The organism is Allobosea sp. RAF48, assembly GCF_052114025.1.
Lineage (GTDB): Bacteria > Pseudomonadota > Alphaproteobacteria > Rhizobiales > Beijerinckiaceae > Allobosea.
Genome location: NZ_JBFRDZ010000012.1, coordinates 26,197 through 52,751, shown reverse-complemented (window position 1 = coordinate 52,751; position 26,555 = coordinate 26,197). Strand labels below are relative to the sequence as shown.

Sequence of the window (26,555 nt, the reverse complement as noted above, 5' to 3'; positions counted from 1 at the left end):
GAGCAAGCCGAAAGCTAGAGCGCTTCCGGCACGATCCTGAGCCAGCCTTCCAGCACCTCGCCCGGCGCAAGCCGCTTCAAGGGAGCAGCCGCGCGTGCCGCCGGCTCGCTCGGCGCGCCGATGGCGTGGCTCTGCGGCTCGACGCAGAGGAAGTCGGCCCCGGGCGGTGCCCAGACGACCGGACAGTTCAGGCTTTCGCTCGCGGTCAGCGTCACGGAGAGTCCGGCCGAGGGCGTCTCGATCCGGGCGCAATCGTCCCAGCCGAGGAAGCTCCAGGCCGTTACGGCACCGGAACGGAACGGGCGCGGGTCGACAAAGGGGCCGCCCTGCACAAAGGTTTCCTGCCCTGTGGCGCGAAAGGCTTCGCCGAAGATGAGCGCACCGCTGGCGCGCATCACGAGGCGCGTATCGGCTGCGCAGGGGAACCAGGGATGGTGGCCGATCCCGAAGGGTAGTGCCGTTTCCGCCTCGTTCTCGATCGAGAGGCGGATGGTCATACCGGCTTCGTCGAGGGAAATGTCCTGGCGGGCGCGGTAGCGATACGGGTCCGCCCCCTCCGTTCGCCGATGCTCGATGAGGGTATGACCGCGGTCATACCGCAGCACCTCCCAAGCGGACTGCCAGCCGAAACCATGGATGGTGCCGGCCGGATCGTTGGCCGGAACCTGGAAGCGGCTCTCACCGTCATCGATCACGCTGCCGAAAGCCCGGTTGGCGAAAGGCAGCATGGCCCAGGTGCCGAAGAAGTTGGGGGAAGCGGTCGTGGCCTCGCTCCCCTGTGGCCGCAGAACATCGTGCCGGCGCCCATCCGGCCCGGTCCAGATCATGCGCGAGACGATGCCGCCGATCTCCGGAATGACCACGGCCTCCAGGCCGCCCGCTTGCAGCTCCAGCATCGCGCTTGTCCGATTCGTCCGTTATCCGAGGTCACAGCGTTGCCGTGATTGCAGGGCGGGCACAAGCCGGCACGCCTTGACCCGGTCCGGCATGGCGGAGACAGTCGCGCGCTAGATCGCCGCGCGTTCTACCGGACGCGGTTACGGCGATCTATATATTTGTTATCGCATCGGATTCTCCCGAGAAGTGGATTCCACTTTTCGGTCCGATGCTATTACCGGAGCCTAGCATGCCCAAACCTCTGATCGCGCTCGACTGGGGCACGACCCGCGCGCGCGCCTTCCTGATCGCGGAGACAGGTGAGGTTCTGCGGCGGCGGATCGCCGATCAGGGCATCCAGTCCGTACCGGCCGGCGGCTACCCCGCCGCCTTCGAGGCCCTCGCCGGGGATTTCCGGCGCGCCGCGCCCGATGCCGCCATCGTGCTCGCCGGCATGGTCGGCAGCCGCAATGGCTGGATCGAAGCGCCTTATGTCGCTTGCCCCGCCTCGCCGGCTGCGATTGCCGCCGCTGCGATCCGCGTCGAGCTCGACAAGGATACGACGGCAACCATCATTCCCGGCCTGAGCTACGACGACGGCGCCTTCGACGTCATGCGCGGCGAGGAAACTCTCATCGTCGGACTTGGTCTCGATGACGGCATCGCCTGCCTGCCGGGCACCCATTCGAAATGGGCAGAGATCAGAGACGGACGGATCACGCGCTTCGCCAGCTTCATGACGGGCGAGATCTACGGGCTGCTACGCAACGGCTCGATCCTGGGCCGCCTGGCGGAGGAAGCTGCCGAAGGCGATGCCGCCAGTGGCGCAGCGCGCGGACGGGCCGGCGCTTTGCGCCCCGGCGGCCTGCTCAATACGGCCTTCGCCGCGCGCACCGAGGTTCTCGCCGGGCGGATGCGCGGCGGCGAGGTCGGCCCCTATCTTTCCGCGCTTCTGGTCGGCCAGGAGATCGCGGGGGCACAGGCTATCTTCGGGAGGCGAAATCAGGTCCACCTCGTCGCCGACGGCGCTCTGGCAGAAAGCTATGGCGGCGCGCTGGCTGCGGCCGGGCTCACCGTGACCATGGTCACGCCCGAGCAGGCCTTTGTCGCGGGCATCCGGCGTCTTGCGAGCGATATCGCCGGATAATCGTCGCCGACGCGCCCCGCCACCGCTGTGCCAATTGCCGAAGCCTCGTGCCGGTAAGCGTGGATTAAGTCTGCGGACAATCCATACCCGGCGCCCGGCCATTGCGGAAAATCCTGCCGAACCTCTTCACCCTTCTTCAGGGCACCATGTTCATGGTCATGGCCTGGATAAGGCTGGGGAAAGATCGTGACATCGCACCCGATGGTATGGGCCTTGGGCGTGGCTGGCTTCGCCATTGTCGGCTCTCTCGGCTACACGCAATGGCTTGCTCCCCGGATCGGGGACCAGACACCATCGGTAGCGGTCGCCTCCGCCGAGCCAGCCGCGCCGGGGCCGCGCCAGCCCGTGACGCTCGCCGTGGCCGCCGACTATCGCGGGCACTACATCGTCCATCCGAGCGTCGAGAACTACCGGATCAAGATGATGGTCGACACCGGCGCCAGCATCGTCGCGCTGACCGCAGCCGACGCCCAGGCGCTCGGCATCAAGTCGGATGCCAATGCGCGCAAGATGATGCTGAGCACGGCCAACGGCACGGTTACGGGCTATCACACGGTGCTGCGCGAAATCCGCCTCGGCGACATCGTCGTGCGCAATGTCGACGCCGTCGTGCTGCCCGAACGCGCCCTTTCGATGAGCCTGCTGGGCAATTCATTTCTGAGCAAGCTACAGGGCTATGAGGTCCAGACCGGGCGGATGGTGCTGCGCGGCTAGAAAAGCGCGCCGGCCGCCCTGAACGAAGGCAGCCTGCCGGCGTCGGCGCTTAGCGTCAGTTGAACTTGGGGCAGCCCGTCACATCGCTGCGAACGATTTGCTCGATATTGTTGTCCCCCGCGGGCTTGCCGTTACGGGGGCGGGAATAGATCGGGTTGTCGCCCAGCGTGGCGTTCGCAATGAACGAGAAGGCATCCTTCCCGATCGGAGGCACGAAGTCATAGCTCGCGCGTGCCATGATCACGGATGTGCTGGGGACTTTGACGCTGCTCGGCAAGGAAACCGTGTCACCACGCGCCGGCACTGTGGCCCCATTGTATCCGCTGGCCCAGCAAATGCGGCCGATGCCGTTGGCATCGATGACGATACTGGCAATCATCATCTTCACTTTCGCGGAGCTGTAAGGCAGCATGATCGTCTCGCCCGCCTTGAAGATGTTGGTGATCTCGGCCGTCGGAATCGTCTGAAGACGTGCCGTCAAATCGCTCAAGGTCGACGTCAGCTGCGTCACTTTGCGATTGATCATGACCATCTGCGCAAGGTTGACCATGCCGAGATATGCCACAGCCAGCACAGGCAGCACCATCGCGAACTCGATGGCGGCCACCCCCCCGCTGTTGCTGCGAAAGCGGAGCCACAGGCCGGGCGATCCCTCGCGGCTCATCTTCGCTCCGAATCTGATCATGGAACGAACGGCTCCGCCCGGAAGGCCACACTCGCAACGATGCCGCGCCGGCCGGAATCCGCGCTGCCTATGTTGGCGAGGCTGGTCGACGCCCAGCTCGTGAGGAACAACTTGTAGTCGAGTACGGCCCGGACGACGACGATCTGGTTCGCGTCGGGCTGGCGGTAGGAAAAGCTGCTCGTATCAAGATTGCGGCCAGCGAGAGGGTTGCTGCTGGAAGTTCCCGTGCTGGCCGCGGAAAAGTCACCATAGGTGCGGACATCGATAGCCAGTTTGCTGCAGTCGATCATGTTCATCGCCCGCGCGCAGACATCGTCGCGGAAAGCGGCTGTATTGACGGAGGCGGTGGTCGAGCTATAGCGGCTACGCGACTCGCCGGTGAGCAGCACGCGCGACGCTTGCGACAGCGATTCCTCCAGGACCTGATTGGTCCAGAACATCAGCCCCGTCTCGATGATCGCCCAGATCAGCATGAAGAAGGGCAATGCGACGAAGCCGAACTCCACCGCCGTCGCCCCGTTCTCGGAACGCCGGAACCGCCGGATGACTGAATGCCCGGCGCGGCTCTCCCGCTCGGCTGCGATGCTCGCCTTCTCCGCTCGCGCAATAGGATGAAACATTTGCTGGCCTCGTCGAGCCCATTGCTCCGACCCGCCGATATCTACGGCAAAACAATTTCAGATCGGTTAGGAGCGTTTCGCCGGCACACCTGGCGAGGCAAAGGTTTCATTTACCTTGCCCGCGGCAAGGCGCCTACGCGCGTGAATCCACTATAGGACAGGATCGCCTGGCAGCGGCATCGCTGCAATTCCGCCGCGGCTCTCACGCATGGGATGCCGCTTGCCGGATCTCTATTTGGACCCAACGCCGGTTGCCTGAGCGTTGCGGCTCGTGGCCTGCGCCCCGACTTCGCCGAAATATTTCTGAGCGTCGCCCAGTTGGGCCGCAGGCTGGCATGTGGGCGTGCAGGAATAGCTTTCGCGCTCCATGCCGCGCTGCACTGTCAGGACCGTATCAGACGCCGCGCCAACCCGAACCACCGATTCCGCGAGCAATGCGCCGGTGCCATCGAGCGCGATCAGATTGGTCACGCCGAAACTCTTGCCGGTGACCACCATCACTCCGTTGCGCTGCACGGACACATCGGCGATGGCGGGATTGCCGACGATGACTGTCTGGGCCTTCTCGGGCAGGCGCACGACCTTGGCGTGATCGACCAGGACCAGTACGCTCTCGTTCTGGCCGTCCTGGGGCGCGGCGACCGCTGGAGCGATGGCCGGACCAACCATGGCGAGGATCATGGCGACCGCCCGAGGCGCGGACAGACGGCACCTTTCCGGCGGGTGATTGGTCGACATGGCGATGCCCCAAGCTCTGCGATGACACCAGACAAGCGCAAACTGATGAACCGAGTCTTAAAACCGCTGGAGGCAGCGAATTCCTGCGTTGTCATCGCAGTTGACGAAGCGGAATAAGCGCGGCACACACGGCTCAAACGCCAAATCAATCCAAATACAACGAACGTATGTCGTCAGTTAAATATCTCATTTACCGATTATTTCATAGATCAAGTCTTGGATATTTTACAGAATCCTTTCTATATATCCGTTAAATGGCCCGTTAACCACAGCGAAGACATCCCGATAAATCAATCAATTCTTGGGTCGCCTTAACCGATCAGCAAGAGGAGGGGGCTAATGTCGTTCTTGTCGCTGACCGAAGCCGCTTCAGAGCGAAGGCAGCCGTCAAACCGTGGTGTAAAGGAGTTCCATCATGACCAATGTTTTCGCTCGCTTCGTCAAGGACGAGTCCGGCGCCACCGCGATCGAGTACGGCCTGATCGCCGCCCTGATCGCCGTCGTCTGCATCACCGTCTGGACCAATATCGGCTCGAACCTCACCGCCAAGTTCCAGAAGGTCGACGACGCACTCAGCAAGTGATCAGAATTCGCGAGCGTAGAGCGCAGCGTCGCTCCCTCGCTTGAACGCCCCGGGTGACCGGGGCGTTCTGCCCTTTACAGCGTGGCTTTGCCATCGGCGTAAGGCTTTGGTGAGACAGTCCTGACAACATCGTCGCGAGGAATGGAGTAGTCGTCCCATGACCCTGTCGCAGATCGTGATCCTCGGCGTCTTTCCCCTCGCCATGGCTTATGCAGCGGCAAGTGATCTCGTCTCGATGACGATCTCGAATCGACTTTGCCTGTCCCTGGTCGTCGCTTTCGCCCTTTGCGCCGTGCTGTTGGGCCTCAGCCTAGAAGACGTCGCCTGGCATCTGGCAGCCGGCATGATCGTTCTCGTCGGGGCCTTCGGCCTGTTCGCGGCAGGCTGGATCGGCGGCGGCGACGCCAAGCTCGCCGCGGCGACCGCTCTCTGGTTCGGCTTCGACCAGCTCATGCCTTACCTCCTGCTTTCCAGCTTCGGTGGCGGCCTGCTGACGCTGCTGATCCTGCGCTTGCGCTCGCACCCGCTGCCTTCTCCTGCAGTGAATTGGGATTGGGCGCAGCGACTGCACGCGCCGAAGGAGGGCGTTCCCTATGGAATAGCTCTTGCGTTCGCCGCTCTGTTCATCCTGCCGGAAACGGCCATCTGGCGCGCCGCGATCGGCGTGTGAACGAGGATGGCGACGTAACGTTACTCCGCGTCAAAAAATATACGTCCGATTAACCATAAGTTGACGTTTCGCGACGACGATCCGGGATGAGGGCCAGCTCCGTCTGGCTGAGGATCGGACGTCGATGAGTCCCGCACGCATCATCATTCTCGTGGTCGCGCTGGCGGCAGGCGTCGGCGCCGCGCTGCTTGTTCAGCAGCCATCGCAGGCCCCGGCGCCGGTCGCCAAGGTCGAGCAGGCGCCAACCGTGCCCGTGCTCGTTGCAGCCAGCGACATCCCGATCGGCAACACGGTGACAGCCAATGATCTGCGGTGGCTGAACTGGCCGATCGCCGGCGTGCCAGGCGGCGTCATCCGCAAGGACGAAACCCCTGAGGCCGAGAAAGAGATCATCGGCCAGGTCGCCCGCTACGCCATTCTCGGCGCCGAGCCGATCCGTCGCGAGAAGCTGATCAGGACCGACGGAACAGGCTTCCTCTCCGCCGTGTTGCCCTCCGGCATGCGCGCGGTGGCGATCAGCACCGACAGCCGCGGTGCCAACACCGCAGGCGGATTCATCCTGCCCAACGACCGTGTCGACGTCATCTGCACCTGGCGCGGCGAGTCCACCTCCGGCCGCGGCGAGGCCCAGGTCAGCGAAACCATCCTCCGCAATATCCGTGTTCTGGCGATCGGCCAGAATGTGCAGGAGCGCAACGGCGAGAAGGTCGTGGTCGGCGAAACCGCGACGCTCGAGGTCGATCCCGGCCAGGTCGAAGTCCTGATCCAGGCGCAGAAGACAGGGACACTCTCCCTGGCTCTGCGCAGCCTGAAGGACGCCAACGAGCCGGCGCCGCCGCCTTCCGCCGACAACTCGATGACCCTCGTGCGCTACGGTGTCATCTCGAAGAGCGCAAAGCCATGACCAGATGCTCGTTTCGCCTCGCCACGGCTCTTGCGCTCGTCTTGATCGCCGACGGCGCCAGCGCGCAGTCGCCCGGCCGGGATGCCGCTCCGGTGCTCAATGTCGGCACCAGCGAGCACGCGATCTCACGCAAGCTCGACCTCTCGATCGGCCGCTCGCTGATCGTCGAACTGCCGCGCGACGCCAAAGAGGTGTTCGTCGCGAATCCGAAGGTCGCCAATGCGGTGGTGAGGACCGCGCGCAAACTCTTCGTCATCGGCATCGCCGATGGCGCGACCTCGATGTTCGTGATGGATGGCGAAGGCCGCCAGATCACTGCGCTCGAGATCAATGTCGGGCGCGATCTCAACGTCCTGCGCCAGACGCTGCGCACCGCGCTGCCGAACTCGCAGATCGAGATCAAGCCCGCCGGCGATTCGATCCTGCTGGTCGGGACTGTTCCCAATGCCTCTGAGGCGACGCAGGCCGTCGACATCGCCAACGCCTTCGTCGGCGTGTCCGACAAGAGCAACGCCAAGGGCGCGGTGATCAACTCGCTGACGATCCGCGACCGCGACCAGGTAATGGTCAAGGTGACGGTGTCGGAGATCTCGCGCAAGGCGATCAAGCAGCTCGGCATCAATTCAACCGGCGAGTGGAAGCTGGGCAAGTTCTCGATCACGCCGAACATCGACAACCCCTTCTCTCTGTCGCCGCAGGCCCTGTCCGCCACAGCGATCGGGGCCGGTATCGGCAATTCGCAGAACTTCACGCTGCGGGCTCTCGAGCGGGCGGGCCTTGCCCGCGTTCTGGCCGAGCCGAACGTCACCGCGATCTCGGGAGAGAGCGCGAAGTTCACGGCCGGCGGCGAAGTTCCGGTCCCCACCGGCTACACCTGCGACCCTGCCAAGGCCGTCTGCTCGCTCGGCGTCCAGTACAAGCCGATCGGCGTCGCCCTCAACTTCACGCCGATCGTGCTCTCGGCCAACAAGATCAGCATGCGTATCGCGACCGAGGTCACCGAGCTCGACTTCGAGAACCAGATCGTACTCCAGGGCGACCGGAACCAGCCCACCGTCACGGTCCCCGCTTTCCGCGTGCGCAAATCCGACACGACGGTCGAATTGCCGTCCGGCGGCACGTTGGCCACCGCCGGCCTGATCCAGCGCGTCTCCAAGACCTCGCTCAACGGCCTGCCCGGGCTGATGAACCTGCCGATCATCGGCGTGCTGTTCCGCTCGCGCGACTACCAGCGCGAGGAGACCGAGCTGATGATCACTGTCACGCCCTACATCGCCAAGCCGATGCAGCCGAACGAGGTCCAAAGGCCCGATGACGGCTTCGTGGAGTCCCATGACGCCCAGGCCGTCCTGCTCGGCCGCCTGAACAAGCTCTACGGCAGCGGCGGCGGCCCAATCCCGCAGGCCTACAAGGGCCGCGTCGGCTTCATCGCCGACTGACCGAACCGGATGGATAGCACCATGATGGATGGCCCGACCATGACGGTTCCTCTCCGGGAGAAAGCCACCGCCACGCACCTGCTGGCACTTGCGCTGACGTTGGGCGCCCTCGCTGGCGGCTGCGCCGGAAAGGGCGCGCAGGCGGACCCTCCTTCCATCTACCCGCCCGATGTCCGGGAAAGGCATCCGATCGTGTTGCGCGACGCGCCACGCTCGCTCGACGTGTTCGTCGGCCGCGCCGGCACCACGCTCGACAGCCGCCAGGCGGAGGACGTCGCGGATTTCGCACAGGCATTCCGCAAGTCCGGCAAGGGCGGCCTTGTCGCGGAAGTTCCGACCGGTTCGAGGCGCGAGCGGGCGACGCACGATACGCTCGCGGGAATCCGCGCGGCGCTGGCGCGCAACGGCGTCTCGCCGAACGCGCTGAACGTCCGCAGCTACCCGGTCCAGGATCCCGGCCTCGCCTCGCCGATCCGGCTGAGCTTCGCGTCGCTGCAAGCCGTCGTGCCACACCAGTGCGGCCAGTGGCCGACGGACCTCGGCGTGTCCGACTTCAAGTTCTCGACATCGAACGAAGCCTACTGGAACTTCGGCTGCGCCACCCAGGCCACATTGGCCGCGCAGGTCGCCGATCCGATCGATCTGGTCAGGGCCCGCGACGAAGGCCGCCCCGACATCGTCAAGCGGATGGGCGCCATCGCGAAGATCCGCGACGGCAAGGATCCCTCGACCCAGTATCGCCAGCAGACACCGCAGATCAATTCAACTGTCGGAGGCAGCAACTGATGCAGCCCGCGACAAGCGAAACACCGGCGGTCGAGGCGAACGGCGACGAGATCATCGCGCCGCTGCCGCGCATCACGCTGCAGGCCTTCTGCGAGACGCCGGCCGTCGCCGCCACGATGCAGGCGGCCATTGCCGACCGGCGCATGGACAAGACCCATGCCCGCATCCAGATGGGCGGAGCGGCCGCAGCCGTCGAAGCCTTCCGGACGGCGCCGACTCCGAACGTCATCGTGCTCGAGACCATGTCCGATGCGGCAACCCTGATCGGGCATCTCGATACGCTGTCGGAGAGCTGCGACCCCGGCACGAAGGTCGTCGTGATCGGCCATGTCAACGACGTGCAGCTCTACCGGGAGCTGCTGCGCCGCGGCGTCAGCGAGTATCTGATCGCGCCGCTCGAGACGCTCGACCTGCTGCGCACCCTCTCGGAACTCTACATCGCACCGGAAGCCCGCCATCTCGGCCGCGTCATCGCGGTGGTCGGCGCCAAGGGCGGCGTCGGCGCCTCGACCATCGCGCACAACATGTCCTGGGCGATCGCCCGGAATCTCGACGCCTCCACCGTGATCGTCGATCTCGACATCGCGTGGGGCACAGCCGGCCTGAACTTCAACCAGGACCCACCTCAAGGGATCGCGGAAGCGGTCTTCGCCCCTGAGCGCCTCGATTCCAACCTGTTGGACAGGCTACTTTCGCGCTGCAGCGACAATCTGGCCCTGCTTGCGGCTCCTGCGGTCCTCGACCGGACCATCGACCTCGATGAGGACGCGCTGGAGCAGCTGCTGGAACTGCTGCGCGCCAGCGTTCCCTGCATCGTCCTCGACGTGCCGCATCAGTGGAGCAGCTGGGTCAAGCGGACGCTCATCGGCGCGGACGAGATCGTGGTAGTCGCCGAGCCGGAGCTCGCCTCCCTGCGCAATGCCAAGAACATCGTCGATCTGTCGCGCGCGACCCGGCCCAACGACGCGGTCGCCCGTCTCGTGCTGAACAAGGTCGGCGTGCCCAAACGACCGGAGATCAATGCCGCCGAGTTCTCCAAGGCGCTCGGCGTCGACGTCCTCTGCACGATCCCTTTCGACGCCCAGCTCTTCGGCACGGCCGCCAACAACGGCCAGATGATCGCCGAGGTCCAGGCCGGCAGCAAGGCAAGCGAGGCTTTCACCCAGATCGCCAGCGCGCTGACCGGACGCGGCGAAGCCAAGCGCGGCCGGCGCAGCCTGTTCGAGCCGCTGGTCGCGAAGCTGAAACGCCGCAAGGCTTCCTGATGACGCGCAACCGGCCAGACGGACAGCCAGTCAGGGGATCGCGCCGAGGAAGCAGGAATGTGCGCGCGCCCGTGGCACGCGCGGGAGTGTGTTGAGATGTTCGGGAAGCGATCCGCGGGCGCGACCGTCGCGCCGAACCTGAGCGCCAGGAGCCCAGCCGCCCTTCAGCCGGCGACGCGCAAGCCGGAGCAGGTCCAGCCCACCGCCGAGGAACGCAAGTTCGCGCCGGTCGAGGCAGCGACGCGCTCCGAAGAATACTATCAGATGAAGAGCATGATCTTCGGGGCGCTGATCGAGGCGATCGATCTGTCGCAGCTTGCGAAGCTCGACTCGGAATCGGCGCGGGAGGAAATCCGCGACATCATCAACGAGATCATCTCGCTGAAGAATGTCGTGCTCTCCATTGCCGAGCAGGAAGAACTGCTCGACGACATCTGCAACGACGTTCTCGGCTACGGACCGCTCGAACCGCTGCTGGCGCGCGACGACATCGCCGACATCATGGTCAACGGTGCGAACCGCACCTTCATCGAGACCGGCGGCAAGATCCAGCTCACCAACATCCGCTTTCGCGACAATGCGCAGTTGATGAACATCTGCCAGCGCATCGTCAGCCAGGTCGGGCGGCGCGTCGACGAAAGCTCGCCGATCTGCGACGCGCGCCTCGCCGACGGCTCGCGCGTCAACGTCATCGGACCGCCGCTCGCGATCGATGGGCCCGCGCTCACCATCCGCAAGTTCAGGAAGGACAAGCTGACGCTCGACCAGCTCGTCAAGTTCGGCGCGATCTCGCCGCCCGGCGCCGAGATCCTGAAGATCATCGGCCGCGTCCGCTGCAACATCGTCATCTCCGGCGGCACCGGTTCCGGCAAGACGACGCTGCTGAACTGCCTGACCAACTTCATCGACGATGACGAGCGCGTCATCACTTGCGAGGACGCCGCCGAGCTCCAGCTCCAGCAGCCGCATGTCGTGCGCCTTGAGACACGCCCGCCCAATCTCGAAGGCACCGGCGCGGTCACGATGCGCGACCTCGTCAAGAACTGCCTGCGCATGCGCCCCGAGCGGATCATCGTCGGCGAGGTGCGCGGACCGGAGGCCTTCGACCTGCTCCAGGCGATGAACACCGGCCATGACGGCTCGATGGGCACGCTCCACGCCAACTCGCCACGCGAATGTCTCAGTCGTATCGAGTCGATGATCACCATGGGCGGCTTCTCGCTGCCGTCGAAGACGCTGCGCGAGATGATCTGCTCCTCGGTCGATGTCATCATCCAGGCACAGCGCCTGCGCGACGGCTCGCGCCGCATCACTCACATCACCGAGGTGATGGGGATGGAAGGCGAGGTCATCACGACGCAGGACCTCATGCTCTACGACGTGCTCGGCGAGGACGCCGCGGGCAAGCTGATCGGCCGCCACCGCTCGACCGGCATCGGCCGCCCGCGCTTCTGGGAGCGGGCTCGTTACTTCGGCGAGGAGCAGCGCCTCGCCACCGCACTCGACCAGCTCGAGCAGGTAAATGATGGCTTTGCAGCCTGAACGGAGGCCCTTGTCGGGAGCCAAGCCATGAATTCGAGCACGCTCGCCATCGCCGCACTGGCCACGCTCGCCGTTGGCGGCGTCGCCTATGCGCTGCTTTATCCTACGCTGAGCGGCGAAAAGCGTGCCGAGAAGCGGCGCAAGGAATTTGCCGGTCCCAGCACGATGCGCAGCATCGACCGGGAAGCACAGGCCAGGGCCAAGCGCGGGCAGGTCGCGCAAAGCCTCAAGGAGATCGAGAACCGCGAGAACGCCCGCAACAAGCTGACGCTCGAAGCGCGCATCGGCCAGGCCGGCCTGAGCTGGACCCGCCAGAAATACTACGTGATCTGCGCTGTGACCGCCGCCGTCGCCGGCCTCGTCCTGCTGATCTTGAGCGGCAATATGATCATGGGGGCTGTCGGTCTGTTCATCGGGGCGCTAGGCCTGCCGGCCTGGTTCCTGAAGCATTGCAAAACGAAACGTCTGAAACGGTTCGCCATTGAGTTCCCCAACGCGCTCGACGTCATCGTCCGCGGCATCAAGGCCGGCCTTCCAGTCAATGATTGCCTGCGCATCATTGCCTCCGAAGCCGTAGAGCCCGTCAGGGGCGAGTTCCGGCAGATCATCGAGGCCCAGACGCTCGGCTTGCCGCTCGCCGAAGCTGCGGGAAAGCTCTACGAGCGGATGCCCTGCGCGGAAGCAAATTTCTTCGGCATCGTGATCGCCATCCAGCAGAGGACCGGCGGCAACCTGTCCGAGACCCTGGCGAACCTCTCGCGCGTCCTGCGCGAGCGGCGCAAGATGCGCGACAAGATCCAGGCGGTCTCGATGGAAGCCAAGGCCTCCGCCGGTATCATCGCCGCCCTGCCGCCGTCGGTTGCTGTTCTCGTCTATCTCTCCACCCCGAGATATATCGAGCTCCTGTGGCTCACCCAGATGGGCAAGCTCGCCCTCGTCGGCTGCGGCATATGGATGCTGATGGGCGTCCTGGTCATGCGCAAGATGATCAATTTCGAGATCTGAGGTGGATGCGTGATTTCCCAGATCGTCGACAAGCTCACCGATCCGCAATTCATGCTTGCGCTGCTGGCCGCCGTCGCGGCCGCGGCCACGGTGCTGACCGTCGCGATCCCGCTGACCGAGGGCAATACCCTCCAGAAGCGTATGAAGAACGTCGCGACGGAGCGCGAGAAGATCCGGGCACGCGAGCGCGATCGGCTCAACCGCCAGAACGAGAAGGTGAGCCTGCGCCAGGAGCCGAAAGCCTACATGCGGCGCATCGTCGAGCAGTTCAAGCTCGGCGACTGGCTGGGAACCGAGAACGCCAGGAAGCAGCTCACCATGGCAGGCTATCGGGGACCGCAGGCGGAAATCGCCTTCCTGTTCTTCCGCCTCGCCGTACCCGTCGGCTTTTTCCTGTTCACGCTGTTCTATCTTTTCGTCATCAACGGTTTCGGCCAGTCGCTGCTTATGAAGATCGCGATCGCGATCGGCGGCGCCTATATCGGCATCAAGGCGCCGGAAGTCTTCCTGTCCAACCAGATCAGCAAGCGGCAGATCTCGATGCGCCTGGCCTTCCCGGACGCGCTAGACCTGCTGCTGATCTGCGTGGAGTCCGGCATGTCGATCGAGCAGGCGTTCCGCAAGGTCGCGAACGAGATCGGCAGCCAGTCCGTGCCCCTGGCCGAGGAGTTCGCTCTCTGCACGGCGGAGCTCTCCTATCTGACCGACCGCAGGGTCGCCTATGAGAACCTCGCGATGCGGACCGGTCTTGAAAGCGTCAAGTCGGTCTCGACGGCGCTGATCCAGGCCGAACGCTATGGCACGCCGCTCGGCACGGCGCTGCGCACCCTGGCGCAGGAGAGCCGCGATCAGCGCATGAACGCCGCCGAGAAGAAGGCCGCCGCCCTGCCGCCTAAACTGACCGTGCCGATGATCCTGTTCTTCCTGCCGGTACTCTTCGTCATCATCATGTTTCCGGCGCTGGTGCAGGTCTTCGGTTGGAAGTGACTTAAGCCTGAACGAGCGACAGGGGCCATCAACGCGGATCGCCGATGATGGCGAGCCGCAGCTATGTAAATCAGCGGTCGCAGGCGGCCGCGCAAACCGTCCGCGCCTCGGCTGCTCCAGCTTTCGCCCGGAGGTTCTGCCAGGCACACCAAGGGAAGCTTCGCAGCTCGGTCAGCCTCGGCGGTCCGTATCGGCCGACCTGTCCGGAGTCTGCGCCAGCGGAGGCTTGGCGGTGGGCTGCCCCCGGCCCTTCGCGCCCTTGAGCAGGTCCCAGCTGTTCTGCTGGCTGACGCTGCGCTTGAGATAGGCGATCGTCGCCGCCGCCTCGGCCGGACTCTGGTCGCGCCGGGCCATGGCCTCGGCCTCGCCGAAGCGGCCCTGAAGCCCGAGCACCAGAACCAGATTCTGGCGCACACGGATGTCGGCCCCCTGCGAGGCTGCCGCCTCGGTGAGAACCCGTTCCGCCTCAGGCAGATGGCGGGACAAGGCGAGCGACAAGCCGTAATTGGACATGATCGTCGGCTCGCCCGGGGCAAGCTTCAGAGCGGCCTGATAAATCTGCTGGGCTCTCTCATGCTCCCCCAGCTGGTCGGCGACCGTGCCCTGCGCCGAGAGGATGCGCCAATCCGGCCGCTCCGGCGAATGGGCACGGGAAAGCACGTCGTCCGCTTCCCGGAAACGCCCGTTATCGGCGAGCGAGCGGCCATAGGCGCCCAGCAGCTCGCGGTCATCCTGGAAGGTCAGGACGGCGCTCTGGAGCACGGCCAGCGCCTGTGCGTTCTGATCGAGCGCCCGCAGCGCCCGCGCATAGGAGAGAGCGGCGTTGCGATCCTTCGGATTGGCCTCATAGCGCTTCGCCCAATTCTCCCGCTCGGCCTGCCAGTCGGCCGCGGTGCGCGGCTGCGCCGCCGGACTGCGTGCAATCGAGCCCGTGACGTCCCCCGGGCCGCCGCGGCTCTGGCAACCCGCAAGGGCCATTGCTCCTAGGCAGACAGCAATCGTCAATCCAAGTCGGCGGGCACGGAAAATCGACAGGTCGGAGGCGAGTTTCGTTCGAATCATGGGCCGGATCGCCTCGCGACAACGTCGTCTGAATGGGTTCCTCTGGTCGTTCGGTGATAAAACGTTAACCCTAATGCATCCTTAATCCCGGCACCCGCCGCTGTCTCAGAACCGATCGACCGACCCGTGAACAGTCTTCTGATCTCCACCTCCGACGCTGCTGTCTCGATTCACGTGGTTTCGTCCCAGACCTGGCCGGCCTTGCAGGCACGGCTCTCGCCGTCCCATCGCAACTTCGCCCTCGCGCAAGGCTTCGCGGCCGGCGCGGGCCAGCATTGCTTCCTTCCGGATTCACAAGGAGCGCTCGCCGCCGTTCTTCTGGGTGTCGAAACTGCGCAGCGGCAGCGCGATCCCTTTGCGCCGTCGCGGCTGTCGGCCCTGCTGCCGGCGGGCGACTATGCGCTCGAAGGCGAGATCGACGATCCGGCGCTCGCTGCGCTCGGCTGGCTGCTGCAGGGCTATCGCTTCGACCGCTACCGCAAGCCGAAGCCACCGCGCGCGCGCCTGTCTCTGCCGGACGGCGTCCACGGCGCAGAGATCAGCCTGATCGCTGAATCGGCTGCACTGGCGCGCGATCTCATCAACACGCCGGCCAATGAGCTGGGACCGGGCGAGATCGAAGCGGCGATCCGCGGGCTGGCCGCCGAGTGCGGCGCGACGATCACCAGCATCGTCGGGGACGACCTGATCACCCGGAACTTCCCGATGATCCACGCGGTCGGCCGCGCCTCCACGCGTGCGCCGCGCCTGGTCGATCTGGTCTGGGGCGATCCGGCCCATCCCAAGGTCACGCTGGTCGGCAAGGGCGTCGCCTTCGACACGGGCGGGCTCAACCTCAAGCCCGACGCCTCGATGCTGCTGATGAAGAAGGACATGGGCGGTGCCGCGGCGGCGATCGCAGCGGCGCGGATGATCATGCTCGCGAAACTGCCGGTGCGGCTGCGGCTCCTGGTGCCGGCGGTGGAGAATGCCGTCTCGGGCAATGCCTTCCGGCCCGGCGATGTGCTGGCGAGCCGCAAGGGGCTCTCGGTCGAGATCGGCAACACCGACGCCGAAGGCCGGCTGATCCTGGCCGACGCGCTGACGCTGGCCGACGAGGAGATGCCGGAACTGCTGATCGATTTCGCCACGCTGACCGGCGCCGCGCGCACTGCGCTCGGACCGGAGCTGCCGCCGTTCTACACCCATGACGAAGGCCTCGCCGCGGAAATCGCGCGGATCGGCATGGCGGTGAACGACCCGGTCTGGCGCATGCCGCTCTGGCGGCCCTATGACGGCCTGCTCGATTCCAAGATCGCCGATGTGAACCATGTCTCCAGCGGCGGCATGGCCGGCTCGGTGACGGCGGCGCTCTTTCTCAACCGCTTCGTCGAGAAGACGCAATCCTACGCGCATTTCGATATCTACGGCTGGAATCCCTCGCCCAAGCCCGGACGACCCGAGGGTGGGGAATGCCAGGGTGCGCGGCTGATCCATGCGCTGGTGAAGCAGCTCTACCCGGCCGGTTAAGGCTGATCGCCGAAGGCGATTGCGCCGCCGCCGGCACAGGATAATGATACGGACCCGTAACGATCGGGAACCGTGCCATCATGCCCTTGGAGATCAGGCCTTCGCAGGCGCTCAGACTGTGGCGGCAGGTGCATCTCGACCTGGTGCGGGACAGCGAAGCCGATCTCTCGGCGCGCCAGACGGCGATCCTGCTGACGGTATATCTCGAACTCCCGCCGCATACGGTGCGGGGGCTGGCGAAGCAGCTCGGCGTGACCAAGCCGGTGATCACCCGCGCGCTCGATACGCTCGGTAAGCTTGGCCTCCTGACACGCAAGCGCGACGAGACCGACCGCCGCAACGTCGTGATCCAGCGCACTGTCGCCGGCGCACTCGCAGTCGAGAGGCTGGCCGATCTGGTGACGGAGCACGCCAAGGAGATCGGCGGAAGCTGACGGCTCTCCCAGCAAGAGCCTCGCCGCGCTAGATTGCACCCATGACGATTCTCGACCGCCGCATCCACGCCTTTCGCCCCGATCTCGCCGCGCGCCATCTGGCCGGGCAGGTCGAGGCCGCCCGCTTCGCCGATCCGCAGCCGATGCGGGTCGTTGTTCCCTCGGCGCCGCTGCGGCGCGAGCCACGCCCCGACGCAGCGCTCGACACCGAGGCGATCGCGGGCGAGCTGGTCGATGTCTACGAGAGCGAGGAGGGCTGGGCCTGGGTCCAGCTCGCGGGCGACGGCTATGTCGGCTACCTGCCCGACGACGCGTTGCGCCCCGACCAGCCCCTGCCGACGCACCGTGTCGCCGCGCTCAGAACTTTCGTCTATCCGGGCCCCTCGATCAAACTGCCGCCGCTTGCGTCGCTTTCGCTGAATGCAGGCGTCGCCGTGCTGGAGGCCAAGGGCGATTTTGCCATCCTCGCCGATGGCGGGCACATCTTCCTGAAGCACCTCGTCCCGGCCGATTGCTTCGAAGCCGATTTCGTCGCGGTCGCCGAGCGTTTCCTCGGGGTGCCCTATCTCTGGGGCGGCAAGACCAGCCTGGGCCTCGACTGCTCCGGACTGACACAGCTTGCGCTCGCCGCAGCCGGGGTCGCTTCGCCGCGCGATTCAGACATGCTGGAGGCCGCACTCGGCCGCGCCGTTTCCTTCGATGAGAGTCTCTCCGGGCTTGAGCGCGGCGATTTGATCTTCTGGAAGGGCCATGTCGGCATCCTGACCGACCCGGATACGCTGCTGCATGCCAACGGCTACACGATGACGGTCCATCGCGAGCCGCTGCGGGAAGCGCGCGACCGCATCCTGACCAAGAGCTTCGGCGCCATCACCAGCATCAAGCGGCTGGGGTAGGGGTCAGGCGAGCCCCTTCAACCGATACAGTGCTTCCAGCGCCTCCCGCGGCGTCATCTCGTCGGGATCGATGGCGGCCAGCGTCTCGCGCAAGCCGTCCGGCTGGTCTTCCGTGACGGCTGGAGCCGACCGGCGCAGCGGCGCGGCGAAGAGCGGGAGATCATCGACCAGCGAGGCGACCGGCTTCTCCCGCTCGGTCTTCTCCAATTCGCCGAGGATGGCGCGGGCCCGCTCGACCACAGCCGGCGGCAGGCCGGCAAGCTTGGCGACCTGAATGCCGTAGGAGCGGTCGGCCGCGCCCGGCACAACCTCATGCAGGAAGACGACCTCGCCCTTCCATTCGGTGACGCGGACGGTGGCGTTGGCCACGCGGTCGAGCCTGTCTCCGAGCGCCGTGAGCTCGTGGTAATGCGTGGCGAACAGGCTGCGGCAGCGGTTGATCTCGTGCAGGTGCTCGATCGCGGCCCAGGCGATGGAGAGGCCGTCGAAAGTCGCCGTCCCGCGGCCGATCTCGTCGAGGATGACGAGCGCGCGCGGGCCGGCCTGATTCAGGATCGCAGCGGTCTCGACCATCTCGACCATGAAGGTCGAACGGCCGCGTGCGAGGTCGTCGGCGGCACCGACCCGCGAGAACAGCCGGTCGACGATGCCGATATGGGCGCGGGCGGCCGGAACGAAGGCCCCCGTCTGGGCGAGAACGGCGATCAGCGCGTTCTGGCGCAGGAAGGTCGATTTACCGGCCATGTTCGGGCCTGTGATCAGGCAGATGCGCCCGCCCCTGGCGTCGGTGCCGGGCGGCGACAATTCGGTGTCGTTGGCGACGAAGGGCTTTCCGTCGCGCTTCAGCGCCGCCTCGACGACGGGATGGCGACCGCGCTCGATGGTGAAGGCGACGCCATCATCGATCTGCGGGCGGCTCCAGCCCTCGCGGACGGCGAGATCGGCGAGAGCCGCGGCGACATCGAGCTCCGCCAACGCCAGAGCCGCGGCCTTGATCGGCTCGGCCTGGGCCAGCACCGCATCGCAGAGCTGAGCGAAGACGGAGAGTTCCAGCTTGAGCGCCCGATCGGCCGCAGAGGCGATCTTGGCCTCGAGCTCGCCGAGCTCGACCGAGGAGAAGCGCATCGCGTCGGACATGGTCTGGCGATGCACGAAAGTCGCGCGCCAGGGCTCCTTCAGGAACTCCTCGCCCATCGCCTGCGGCACCTCGACGAAATAGCCGAGCATGGCGTTGTGCTTGATCCGCAGCGTGCGGCAGCCGGTCTCGGCAGCATAGCGCGCCTGCAATTGCGCGATGACCTTGCGTGAATCGACCTGCAACAGGCGCAGTTCGTCCAGCGTCGCGTCATGCCCCTCGCGGACGAAGCGGCCGTCGCGGCGATTGAGCGGCAGCTCGTCGGCCAGCGCGGCGTTGAGACGAACCGGCAGATCGGGATCGCTCTCGCCCAGCGCCCGCATGGCGCGCGCCAGCTCGGCAGGCAATTCGCCACGCCGGGCGAGCAAGGCGGCGATCGCGCGGGCGGCGTCGAGCCCGGCGCCGAGCGCGGCAAGGTCGCGCGGGCCGCCGCGATCGAGCGAGAGCCGCGCCAGCGCACGCGCAACGTCCGGCACCTTCTCCAGCGCCTGCTGCAGATCCTCGCGCAGGGCACCATCCGCCACCAGGAATTCAACCGCATCGTGGCGCGCCGCAATCGCGGCCGGATCAGTCAACGGGCCGGCGAGGCGCTCGGCCAGCAAGCGCGCTCCGCCCGGCGTCACCGTGCGGTCGATCGTGGCCAACAGACTGCCCTGGCGCTCGCCGCCGAGGGTGCGCGTCAATTCGAGATTGGCGCGGGTGGCGGCATCGATCAGCATCGTCGCCGAGCCGGAATCCCGCACCGGTGCCGACAAGGGCGGCCGGGCGCCGAGCTGGGTGCGCTCGACATAGGCGAGCGCCGCGCCGGCAGCCGCGATCTCAGCGCGGCTGAAAGCGCCGAAGGCGTCGAGCGTGGCGACGCCGAAAAACTCCTTCAGGCGCCGCTCGGCCGAGGCCGCATCGAGCCCGTCGCGCGCGAGCGGTGTCACCGGCACCGCGATCTCGCGCCAGAACTCCTTGAGTTCGGGATCGTCATGGATCGCGTCGGGGCAGACGATCTCGCGCGGCTCCAGACGCGAAAATTCGATGGCGAGCCGCTCCTGCGGGGCCTCCATCACGGTGAAGCGACCGGTCGAGATGTCGATGGCAGCGAGACCGTAGAGCGAGGCCGCCTCTCCCGTTTTGCGGCGTGCGACCGCGACGAGCAGGCTCGCGCGGCCGGGCTCGAGCAGCCGCTCCTCGGTGATGGTGCCGGGGGTGACGAGGCGGACCACGTCGCGCTTCACCACCGATTTATTGCCGCGCTTCTTGGCCTCGGCCGGGTCCTCGGTCTGCTCGCAGACCGCGACGCGATGGCCGGCGGCGATCAGGCGCTGGAGATAATCGTCGGCGCGCTCCACGGGAACGCCGCACATCGGGATATCGTCGCCCTGATGCTTGCCGCGCTTGGTCAGAACGATGCCGAGGGTGCGCGAGGCGATCTCGGCGTCGCGGAAGAACAATTCGTAGAAATCGCCCATCCGGTAGAACAGCAGGCAATCGGGATTGGCCGCCTTGATCTCGACGTACTGCGCCATCATCGGCGTGACGCGCTCGGCGGCAGCGGCCGGCGCGGCGGATTGGGCGGCTTCGGTGGGGGAGCTGTGACGCATCGGGCGGCACGCTAGCAAAAAGCGGCGCCAAGACCATCCGTTAGGACGGCTTTCAACAATTGAAAGCAAGGTTCTTCGGCTCAATCGGCCGAAAGTCTCGACATTGTTGCTGATCAATCTCGCCGAAAGCCTTTTCTTCCTGCTTCTGGCGGGGCTGCTCCTGACCGTCGCCATGCCCCGGATCGGGGAACGATCCTGGCTGCGGCAGGTGATCGTCGGCGTGCTGTTTGCGGCCGGGGCGCTCATCAGCATGGGCAATCCCTTCGAGATCATGCCTGGCCTCGTCGTCGATTCGCGCAACAGCTTCGCCATTCTGGCCGGTCCGATCGGCGGCCCCGGCGCCGCCGTGCTGACGGCCGCGCCGCTCGTCGTGATGCGCTATCTGACCGGCGGTGTCGGCATGGTCACGGGCATTACCGGCATCGTGGCCCGCGCCGTCATCGGAATTGCCTACGCGATCTGGCTGACGCGCCGCCGGCGGCCGCTCGGCGTCGGCGATCTCGCGGCCCTCAGCCTGATAGACGCGCTCTGCCTGCTTGCCTCGGCGGGCCTTATTCCGGGAGAAGCCGGGCAGCGCTTCCTGCGCGAGGCCGTGCCGATCATGATCTTCGTCGGAACGGTCGGCATCTTCCTGACCGGCATCGTCGTCATCAACGACCGTGAAAGGCGCGAAACCGCCTATCGGCTGCGGACGCTGATCGACCGCGCTCCCGGAACGCTCTACCAGCGGATCGTGAGGCCGGACGGGGTCATGACCTACCGGTTCGCTTCCTTCTCCATCGACAAGGTGCTGGGCATCAGCAAGGAGCAGGTCGAACGCGATCCCGACATCTGGCTCGGCAAGATGCTCGCCGAAGATCGCATCCGCTTCGAGCAATTGCGGCGGGAGCAGCAGGAAAGCGAGACGCTGTGGCGCTTCGAGGGCCGTTACCACGCTCCGGATGGCGGCGTCGTCTGGCTGCGCAGCGAGTCGACCAAGCGCCGGCTCGCCGACGGAACTCTCGTCTGGGACGGCATCCTGCTCGACATCACCGCCGAGAAGACGCTGGAAGCGCGCCGCGCCGAAATCGAGATGCTCCGCAAGACCGCGCTCGACGAACTCGCCGGCGATCTGGAACGCACCGTCGGCAAGGCGCTCGCCGATGTCGGGGTTTCGATGCGTGACATGCACGCCGCCGCCAGCCAGATGGTGCAAAGCGCCAGCAAGACGACCCAGCGCGCCGAAGGCGTGACCCGGGAGGCGGAAAGCGCATCGCAGCGGGTCGGCAGCGTCGCGACCGCGGCGGAAGAGATCGAAGCCTCGATCCGGGAACTCACCCGGCAGACGAGCCATGCCGACGAGACGGTGCGCGCCGCCGCCAGCTATGTCCGCAGCACGCGAAGCGACGTTACGGGGCTGACGGAGGCGGCCGACAAGGTTCGCGCCGTGCTCGATTTCATCGAAGAGATCGCAGCCCGCACCAATTTGCTGGCGCTGAACGCCACCATCGAGGCCGCGCGCGCAGGCGCCGCCGGGCGCGGCTTCGCCGTCGTGGCGGGCGAGGTCAAGACGCTCGCGGAGCAGACCCAGAAAGCGACGCGCGACATCGCCGAAACGCTCACCGACATCCGCGGTGCGGCCGCGACTGCCGTCGAGGCCGTGGCCCATATCGAGGACACGATGACGACCATCGAGCGGACATCCGGCGCGATCGCCTCCGTCGTCAGCCGGCAGGCCGACATCGCCTCGACCATCGCCGCCGATGCGCAGGCCGTCGCTCTCAGCGCTGACGCCGTCACCGCCAATGTCAGCGCGGTCGGCACCGAGGTGCGCGTCACCGGCGACGCCGCCATCGGCGTGGCGGACGCCGCCCGCAGGGTCGATGAGCAGGCCGAAGCGCTCGACCGCTATGTCGGTGATTTCGTCCRCAGCGTGCGCAACCGCCTGTAGCATCCGACGCCGCGGTGGTTCACGCGTTACCCGGCAAGAGTTCTGTGGGACTATAACGGCTTGTGGTCCCGTGGCGGGCGGCCGTATGGTCAGCTCCCCCGAGGAAATGCTCAAGAAAAGACGCTTCGATGAACGACCGCCCGACGACCAAGAGAACGCGCCCGACCTTCACGGACCAGGAAGCCCTGCTGTTCCACTCGCAAGGGCGGCCCGGCAAGCTCGAGGTGGTGCCGACGAAGCCGATGGCGACGCAGCGTGACCTGTCGCTGGCCTATTCGCCGGGCGTGGCCGTGCCGGTGCTGGCGATCGCGGAGGACCCGTCGCGCGCCTATGACTACACCACCCGTTCGAACCTCGTCGCGGTGATCTCGAACGGCACCGCCATCCTCGGCCTCGGCAACCTCGGCGCTCTGGCCTCGAAGCCGGTGATGGAGGGCAAATCCGTCCTGTTCAAGCGCTTTGCCGACGTCGACTCGATCGACCTCGAGGTCGACACGGAGGACCCGGACAAGTTCATCGACGCCGTGCGCTATCTCGGCCCGTCCTTCGGCGGCATCAACCTCGAGGACATCAAGGCGCCCGAGTGCTTCATCATCGAGCAGCGCCTGCGCGAATTGATGGACATCCCGGTCTTCCACGACGACCAGCACGGCACCGCGATCATCGCCGCCGCCGGCCTGGTCAACGCGCTCGACCTGACGGGACGCGACATCAAGTCGACAAGGCTCGTCATCAACGGTGCCGGCGCCGCCGCCATCGCCTGCATCGAGCTCCTGAAGGCGATGGGCTTCAAACCCGACAACGTCATCCTCTGCGACACCAAGGGCGTGATCTACCAGGGCCGCACCGAGGGCATGAACCAGTGGAAGTCGGCCCATGCCGCCGTCACCGACCGGCGGACGCTGGCGCAGGCGCTGGAGGGAGCGGACGCCTTCTTCGGCCTCTCGCAGAAGGGTGCGGTGACCAAGGAGATGGTCGCCGCGATGGCGCCGAACCCGATCATCTTCGCCATGGCCAATCCCGATCCGGAGATCACGCCGGAGGAGGTCGCCGCGGTGCGCGACGACGCGATCATGGCGACCGGCCGCTCGGACTATCCCAATCAGGTCAACAACGTCCTCGGCTTCCCCTTCATCTTCCGGGGAGCGCTCGATGTGCGGGCGACCACGATCAACATGGAGATGAAGATCGCTGCAGCGGAGTCGCTGGCGATGCTCGCCCGCGAGGACGTGCCCGACGAGGTTGCGGCAGCCTATCAAGGCGCGCGGCCGCGCTACGGCAAGGATTACATCATCCCCGTGCCGTTCGATCCGCGCCTGATCCATGTCGTGCCGATGGCGGTTGCCAAGGCGGCGATGGATTCCGGCGTCGCCGGCAAGCCGATCGTCGACATGGGGACCTACAAGGCGCAGCTCTCCGCCCGCCGCGACCCGATCGCCGGCACGCTCAACCGCATCTTCGAGCGGGTGAAGCGCTATCCCAAGCGCGTCGTCTTTGCCGAGGGCGAGGAGGAGCAGGTCATCCGCGCCGCAGCGTCCTTCGTCAATCAGGAGCTGGGCCAGGCCATTCTCGTCGGCCGCGAGGAGCGCATCTACGAGACCGCGACCTTCCTCGGCGTCGATCTCGAAGCCAAGGGCATCTCGATCCAGAACGCGCGGCTCTCACACCGCAACAGCGCCTATGCGCAGTATCTCTACGAGCGGCTGCAGCGGCAGGGCTATCTCTTCCGCGACTGCCAGCGCCTGATCAACCAGGACCGCAACCATTTCGCCGCGGCGATGGTGGCGCTCGGCGATGCCGACGCGATGGTGACGGGCGTGACCCGCAACTATTCGATCGCGCTTGAGGAAGTCCGCCGCGTCATCGACGAAAAGCCCGGCCACCGGGTGATCGGCGTCTCGATCGTGATCTCGCGCGACCGCACCGTCCTCGTCGCCGACACCGCGATCACCGAGATGCCGACGGCCCAGGCGCTCTCCGAGATCGCGATCGAGGCGGCCGGCGTCGGCCGCAGGCTCGGCTACGAACCGAAGGTGGCGATGCTCGCCTTCTCGACCTTCGGGCATCCAGCCGGCGAGCGCTCCGAAAAGGTGCGCGACGCGGTGGCGATCCTCGACGGCCAGCGCGTCGATTTCGAGTATGACGGCGAGATGGCGGCGGATGTCGCGCTCAACCGCGAGATCATGACCCAGTACCCGTTCTGCCGACTGTCTGGGCCGGCAAACGTGCTGGTGATGCCGGCCTTCCACTCGGCCTCGATCTCGACAAAGCTGCTGCAGGAACTCGGCGGCGCAACCGTGATCGGGCCGCTGATCGTCGGCCTCGACAAGCCCGTGCAGATCGTGCCGCTCGGCGCGAAGGATTCCGACATCGTCAACATGGCGGCGCTGGCCTCCTTCAACATCGGCGGCTGAGGCGTGCAACTCCGGGGCGGCAAGCCGCCCCGGTTCAGGACGCCTTTTTCTTCCGCGTCTCGGCCGCCTTCTTCGCCGAGGCCGAGCGCTCGGACTGCCGGCGAGCGGCCGCAGCCTCACCGCCGATCCGCCCGCCGCGCTTGGCAGAGACATCGGTGTCGGGCTTGCCGCGGCCGGAGCCCGACTTGTTGCCGCCGCCGCTTTCCTTGTTGACGGTAGCCCAAGCCCGGCGCTCGGCTTCCTCATGCGAGACGCCGCGCTCCTCGTAGCCTTCCTCGATGTGCTCGGCCTTGCGCTTCTGCTTGTCCGTATAGGCTGATTTGTCGCCACGCGGCATGATGAGCCTCCCTTCCTGGAGTCGAGCGTTGAACGCCGGCGGGTAGCGGCTGTTCCCCCGTCCCACCCGTGCCGCCCCGAGGCAGCCGGATTCTACGGGAATGCCGGCATGGCGTGGATCGCCGGCGGCTTCTGGTACCGGCGCACGGCCTGAGCCGGTTGTAGCCCGGCTCTCTCATAGGGCTCATTCGCCGCAGCGGCTTGTGCATCGCTGCCAACGCGCTATCTCTCGGGCCGGGGCGCGGCCGCGCCCTCCCGTCCCCCCCGTGTCGCCGCGATCGAGCTGCGGCGCGCAACCCAGAGAGCGCATGTCGTTCGGCCCGCATGAGCCAGGAATGCACCTGCGCAAGCGCAGCCGCTGGTGGTGGCTCGGCCCGCTGGCGAGCACCGTCATCTTCGGCGCTTCGCTCGTGGTGCTCTGGCACATCATCAGCCAGATGGAGCCGGGCCAGCTCGCCGGTGCCTTCGCCAATGCCAGCCTGCGCCAGCTCGGACTTGCGTCGTGCTTCACGGCGCTGAGCTATCTGCTGCTGACGGGATACGATGCGCTGGCGCTGCGCCGGCTAGGGCTCTCCATCGCCTATCGCACCACGGCGCTCGCCTCCTTCACCAGCTATTCGGTTTCCTTCACGCTCGGCTTCCCGATCGTGACGGGCGGCACGGTTCGCTACTGGATCTATTCACCGAAGGGCGTGCGCGCCTCGGAGGTCGCGAGCCTGACGGTGATCGCCGGCATCACCTTCTGGCTCGGGCTCGGCGCCATCCTCTGCGCCAGCCTGGTCTATTCGGCCGGTTCCGTCGCCATGCTGGCGCGGACCTCGCCACTCGTCGTCCAGATCGTCGGCGGCCTCGTCGGCCTCGGCATCATCGGCTACCTGATCTGGATCGCCACGGGCGAGCGCTCCTTGCGCGTGCGGGGCTGGAACCTGCATCTGCCGGGCCTCGGCACCACGCTCGGCCAGATGGCGCTCGGCGCCTGCGAGGTCAGCGCTGCCGCGGCCGTGCTGTTCGTGCTGCTGCCGGGCGGCTACAATCTCGACTACCCGACCTTCCTGGCCGCCTACATCTTCGCCTGCCTGATCGGCATCGCCAGCCACGCGCCCGGCGGCCTCGGGGTCTTCGAGGCGACGATGCTGGTCGCGCTCAACCGGCTGCCCTACGAGCAGGTGCTCGGAGCGCTGCTGATGTTCCGGGTAATCTACTACGTCGTGCCCTTCATCCTGGCGCTGGCCATGCTGGCGCTGAACGAGATCATCCGCCGGATCCGCCGCCACGAGCCGTGAGGC

General features: G+C 66.3%; 24 protein-coding genes. 17 read left to right on the top strand and 7 right to left on the bottom strand.

Annotation, left to right across the window (positions count from 1 at the left end; all coding sequences use genetic code 11):
- Positions 1-14: 14 nt before the first annotated feature.
- Positions 15-896 (bottom strand): aldose epimerase family protein, encoded by an 882-nt coding sequence (locus AB4Z10_RS20200; protein ID WP_441472180.1) that lies wholly within the window; start codon positions 894-896, stop codon positions 15-17.
- A gap of 230 nt (positions 897-1,126) precedes the next feature.
- On the opposite strand from AB4Z10_RS20200, the gene AB4Z10_RS20195 reads away from it, so the two are divergent.
- Complete coding sequence (locus AB4Z10_RS20195) at positions 1,127-2,023, top strand: 2-dehydro-3-deoxygalactonokinase (protein ID WP_441472179.1); 897 nt, start codon at positions 1,127-1,129, stop codon at positions 2,021-2,023.
- 186 nt (positions 2,024-2,209) lie between these two features.
- Entirely contained in the window at positions 2,210-2,737 is a 528-nt protein-coding gene (locus AB4Z10_RS20190; RefSeq protein WP_441472178.1) for a retropepsin-like aspartic protease family protein, read from the top strand.
- A 55-nt stretch (positions 2,738-2,792) separates the two neighbouring features.
- On the opposite strand, the gene AB4Z10_RS20185 is transcribed toward AB4Z10_RS20190, so the two are convergent.
- The 3 genes from AB4Z10_RS20185 to AB4Z10_RS20175 form a co-directional block, all read right to left on the bottom strand.
- On the bottom strand, positions 2,793-3,401 hold the full coding sequence (locus AB4Z10_RS20185; protein WP_441472177.1) for a TadE/TadG family type IV pilus assembly protein: 609 nt from the start codon (positions 3,399-3,401) through the stop codon (positions 2,793-2,795).
- A gap of 17 nt (positions 3,402-3,418) precedes the next feature.
- On the bottom strand, positions 3,419-3,928 hold the full coding sequence (locus AB4Z10_RS20180; protein WP_441472176.1) for a TadE/TadG family type IV pilus assembly protein: 510 nt from the start codon (positions 3,926-3,928) through the stop codon (positions 3,419-3,421).
- Between the two features lie 345 nt (positions 3,929-4,273).
- Positions 4,274-4,723 carry a pilus assembly protein N-terminal domain-containing protein gene (locus tag AB4Z10_RS20175; RefSeq protein ID WP_441472175.1) on the bottom strand — a complete coding sequence of 150 codons (450 nt, stop codon included), beginning with the start codon at positions 4,721-4,723 and terminating at the stop codon, positions 4,274-4,276.
- Positions 4,724-5,195: 472 nt separating this feature from the next.
- Here AB4Z10_RS20175 and AB4Z10_RS20170 point away from each other — a divergent pair, with 472 nt between their 5' ends.
- The 9 genes from AB4Z10_RS20170 (at position 5,196) to AB4Z10_RS20130 (ending at position 13,961) form a co-directional block, all read left to right on the top strand.
- Entirely contained in the window at positions 5,196-5,363 is a 168-nt protein-coding gene (locus tag AB4Z10_RS20170; RefSeq protein ID WP_441472174.1) for a Flp family type IVb pilin, read from the top strand.
- A 157-nt stretch (positions 5,364-5,520) separates the two neighbouring features.
- Positions 5,521-6,033, top strand: coding sequence for an A24 family peptidase (locus AB4Z10_RS20165; protein ID WP_441472173.1), 513 nt, complete (start codon positions 5,521-5,523; stop codon positions 6,031-6,033).
- A 124-nt stretch (positions 6,034-6,157) separates the two neighbouring features.
- A complete protein-coding gene (cpaB, locus tag AB4Z10_RS20160; protein WP_441472172.1) occupies positions 6,158-6,937 on the top strand; it encodes a Flp pilus assembly protein CpaB in 780 nt (259 codons plus the stop codon).
- Complete coding sequence (locus tag AB4Z10_RS20155) at positions 6,934-8,376, top strand: type II and III secretion system protein family protein (protein WP_441472171.1); 1,443 nt, start codon at positions 6,934-6,936, stop codon at positions 8,374-8,376. The genes cpaB and AB4Z10_RS20155 overlap by 4 nt, the downstream gene beginning before the upstream one ends.
- A gap of 39 nt (positions 8,377-8,415) precedes the next feature.
- On the top strand, positions 8,416-9,162 hold the full coding sequence (locus AB4Z10_RS20150; protein WP_441472170.1) for a CpaD family pilus assembly protein: 747 nt from the start codon (positions 8,416-8,418) through the stop codon (positions 9,160-9,162).
- Positions 9,162-10,427 (top strand): AAA family ATPase, encoded by a 1,266-nt coding sequence (locus tag AB4Z10_RS20145; protein WP_441472169.1) that lies wholly within the window; start codon positions 9,162-9,164, stop codon positions 10,425-10,427. The genes AB4Z10_RS20150 and AB4Z10_RS20145 overlap by 1 nt, the downstream gene beginning before the upstream one ends.
- A 96-nt stretch (positions 10,428-10,523) precedes the next feature.
- Positions 10,524-11,969, top strand: coding sequence for a CpaF family protein (locus AB4Z10_RS20140; protein WP_441472168.1), 1,446 nt, complete (start codon positions 10,524-10,526; stop codon positions 11,967-11,969).
- A 27-nt stretch (positions 11,970-11,996) separates the two neighbouring features.
- The gene (locus tag AB4Z10_RS20135) at positions 11,997-12,974 is read left to right on the top strand and encodes a type II secretion system F family protein (protein WP_441472167.1); all 978 of its coding nucleotides are present in this window, start codon (positions 11,997-11,999) and stop codon (positions 12,972-12,974) included.
- Positions 12,975-12,983: 9 nt separating this feature from the next.
- Complete coding sequence (locus AB4Z10_RS20130; protein WP_441472166.1) at positions 12,984-13,961, top strand: type II secretion system F family protein; 978 nt, start codon at positions 12,984-12,986, stop codon at positions 13,959-13,961.
- A gap of 171 nt (positions 13,962-14,132) precedes the next feature.
- On the opposite strand, the gene AB4Z10_RS20125 is transcribed toward AB4Z10_RS20130, so the two are convergent.
- Positions 14,133-14,939, bottom strand: coding sequence for a tetratricopeptide repeat protein (locus AB4Z10_RS20125; RefSeq protein ID WP_441472165.1), 807 nt, complete (start codon positions 14,937-14,939; stop codon positions 14,133-14,135).
- A 210-nt stretch (positions 14,940-15,149) separates the two neighbouring features.
- On the opposite strand from AB4Z10_RS20125, the gene AB4Z10_RS20120 reads away from it, so the two are divergent.
- From AB4Z10_RS20120 to AB4Z10_RS20110, 3 genes are all read left to right on the top strand, one after another.
- Positions 15,150-16,532 carry a leucyl aminopeptidase family protein gene (locus tag AB4Z10_RS20120; protein ID WP_441472164.1) on the top strand — a complete coding sequence of 461 codons (1,383 nt, stop codon included), beginning with the start codon at positions 15,150-15,152 and terminating at the stop codon, positions 16,530-16,532.
- A gap of 80 nt (positions 16,533-16,612) precedes the next feature.
- Positions 16,613-16,966 (top strand): MarR family winged helix-turn-helix transcriptional regulator, encoded by a 354-nt coding sequence (locus AB4Z10_RS20115; protein ID WP_441472163.1) that lies wholly within the window; start codon positions 16,613-16,615, stop codon positions 16,964-16,966.
- 41 nt (positions 16,967-17,007) lie between these two features.
- Positions 17,008-17,862, top strand: a complete 855-nt coding sequence (locus tag AB4Z10_RS20110; RefSeq protein WP_441472162.1) for a C40 family peptidase — start codon at positions 17,008-17,010, stop codon at positions 17,860-17,862.
- A gap of 3 nt (positions 17,863-17,865) precedes the next feature.
- Here AB4Z10_RS20110 and mutS read toward each other — a convergent pair whose 3' ends face one another.
- A complete protein-coding gene (gene mutS, locus AB4Z10_RS20105) occupies positions 17,866-20,589 on the bottom strand; it encodes a DNA mismatch repair protein MutS (RefSeq protein ID WP_441472161.1) in 2,724 nt (907 codons plus the stop codon).
- 103 nt (positions 20,590-20,692) lie between these two features.
- On the opposite strand from mutS, the gene AB4Z10_RS20100 reads away from it, so the two are divergent.
- Together AB4Z10_RS20100 and AB4Z10_RS20095 are read left to right on the top strand one after the other, a co-directional pair.
- Positions 20,693-22,519 (top strand): methyl-accepting chemotaxis protein, encoded by a 1,827-nt coding sequence (locus AB4Z10_RS20100; RefSeq protein ID WP_441472160.1) that lies wholly within the window; start codon positions 20,693-20,695, stop codon positions 22,517-22,519.
- 128 nt (positions 22,520-22,647) lie between these two features.
- The gene (locus tag AB4Z10_RS20095) at positions 22,648-24,933 is read left to right on the top strand and encodes an NADP-dependent malic enzyme (protein WP_441472159.1); all 2,286 of its coding nucleotides are present in this window, start codon (positions 22,648-22,650) and stop codon (positions 24,931-24,933) included.
- 34 nt (positions 24,934-24,967) lie between these two features.
- Here the strand turns inward: AB4Z10_RS20095 and AB4Z10_RS20090 are convergent, their stop codons facing one another.
- Positions 24,968-25,270, bottom strand: a complete 303-nt coding sequence (locus AB4Z10_RS20090; RefSeq protein ID WP_441472158.1) for a plasmid stabilization protein — start codon at positions 25,268-25,270, stop codon at positions 24,968-24,970.
- A gap of 334 nt (positions 25,271-25,604) precedes the next feature.
- On the opposite strand from AB4Z10_RS20090, the gene AB4Z10_RS20085 reads away from it, so the two are divergent.
- Positions 25,605-26,552: a lysylphosphatidylglycerol synthase domain-containing protein gene (locus tag AB4Z10_RS20085; protein ID WP_441472157.1), complete on the top strand. Its 948-nt coding sequence runs from the start codon at positions 25,605-25,607 to the stop codon at positions 26,550-26,552.
- The last annotated feature ends 3 nt before the right edge of the window (positions 26,553-26,555 follow it).

Excerpts from the sequence above, each read along its gene's own strand:
- AB4Z10_RS20200 (WP_441472180.1), bottom strand. The coding sequence starts at position 896 with ATGCTGGAGCTGCAAGCGGGCGGCCTGGAGGCCGTGGTCATTCCGGAG.
- AB4Z10_RS20195 (WP_441472179.1), top strand. The coding sequence starts at position 1,127 with ATGCCCAAACCTCTGATCGCGCTCGACTGGGGCACGACCCGCGCGCGC.
- AB4Z10_RS20185 (WP_441472177.1), bottom strand. The coding sequence starts at position 3,401 with ATGAGCCGCGAGGGATCGCCCGGCCTGTGGCTCCGCTTTCGCAGCAAC.
- AB4Z10_RS20175 (WP_441472175.1), bottom strand. The coding sequence starts at position 4,723 with ATGATCCTCGCCATGGTTGGTCCGGCCATCGCTCCAGCGGTCGCCGCG.
- AB4Z10_RS20170 (WP_441472174.1), top strand. The coding sequence starts at position 5,196 with ATGACCAATGTTTTCGCTCGCTTCGTCAAGGACGAGTCCGGCGCCACC.
- AB4Z10_RS20165 (WP_441472173.1), top strand. The coding sequence starts at position 5,521 with ATGACCCTGTCGCAGATCGTGATCCTCGGCGTCTTTCCCCTCGCCATG.
- cpaB (WP_441472172.1), top strand. The coding sequence starts at position 6,158 with ATGAGTCCCGCACGCATCATCATTCTCGTGGTCGCGCTGGCGGCAGGC.
- AB4Z10_RS20155 (WP_441472171.1), top strand. The coding sequence starts at position 6,934 with ATGACCAGATGCTCGTTTCGCCTCGCCACGGCTCTTGCGCTCGTCTTG.
- AB4Z10_RS20150 (WP_441472170.1), top strand. The coding sequence starts at position 8,416 with ATGACGGTTCCTCTCCGGGAGAAAGCCACCGCCACGCACCTGCTGGCA.
- AB4Z10_RS20145 (WP_441472169.1), top strand. The coding sequence starts at position 9,162 with ATGCAGCCCGCGACAAGCGAAACACCGGCGGTCGAGGCGAACGGCGAC.
- AB4Z10_RS20140 (WP_441472168.1), top strand. The coding sequence starts at position 10,524 with ATGTTCGGGAAGCGATCCGCGGGCGCGACCGTCGCGCCGAACCTGAGC.
- AB4Z10_RS20135 (WP_441472167.1), top strand. The coding sequence starts at position 11,997 with ATGAATTCGAGCACGCTCGCCATCGCCGCACTGGCCACGCTCGCCGTT.
- AB4Z10_RS20125 (WP_441472165.1), bottom strand. The coding sequence starts at position 14,939 with ATGGCCCTTGCGGGTTGCCAGAGCCGCGGCGGCCCGGGGGACGTCACG.
- AB4Z10_RS20115 (WP_441472163.1), top strand. The coding sequence starts at position 16,613 with ATGCCCTTGGAGATCAGGCCTTCGCAGGCGCTCAGACTGTGGCGGCAG.
- AB4Z10_RS20110 (WP_441472162.1), top strand. The coding sequence starts at position 17,008 with ATGACGATTCTCGACCGCCGCATCCACGCCTTTCGCCCCGATCTCGCC.
- mutS (WP_441472161.1), bottom strand. The coding sequence starts at position 20,589 with ATGCGTCACAGCTCCCCCACCGAAGCCGCCCAATCCGCCGCGCCGGCC.
- AB4Z10_RS20095 (WP_441472159.1), top strand. The coding sequence starts at position 22,648 with ATGAACGACCGCCCGACGACCAAGAGAACGCGCCCGACCTTCACGGAC.
- AB4Z10_RS20090 (WP_441472158.1), bottom strand. The coding sequence starts at position 25,270 with ATGCCGCGTGGCGACAAATCAGCCTATACGGACAAGCAGAAGCGCAAG.
- AB4Z10_RS20085 (WP_441472157.1), top strand. The coding sequence starts at position 25,605 with ATGCACCTGCGCAAGCGCAGCCGCTGGTGGTGGCTCGGCCCGCTGGCG.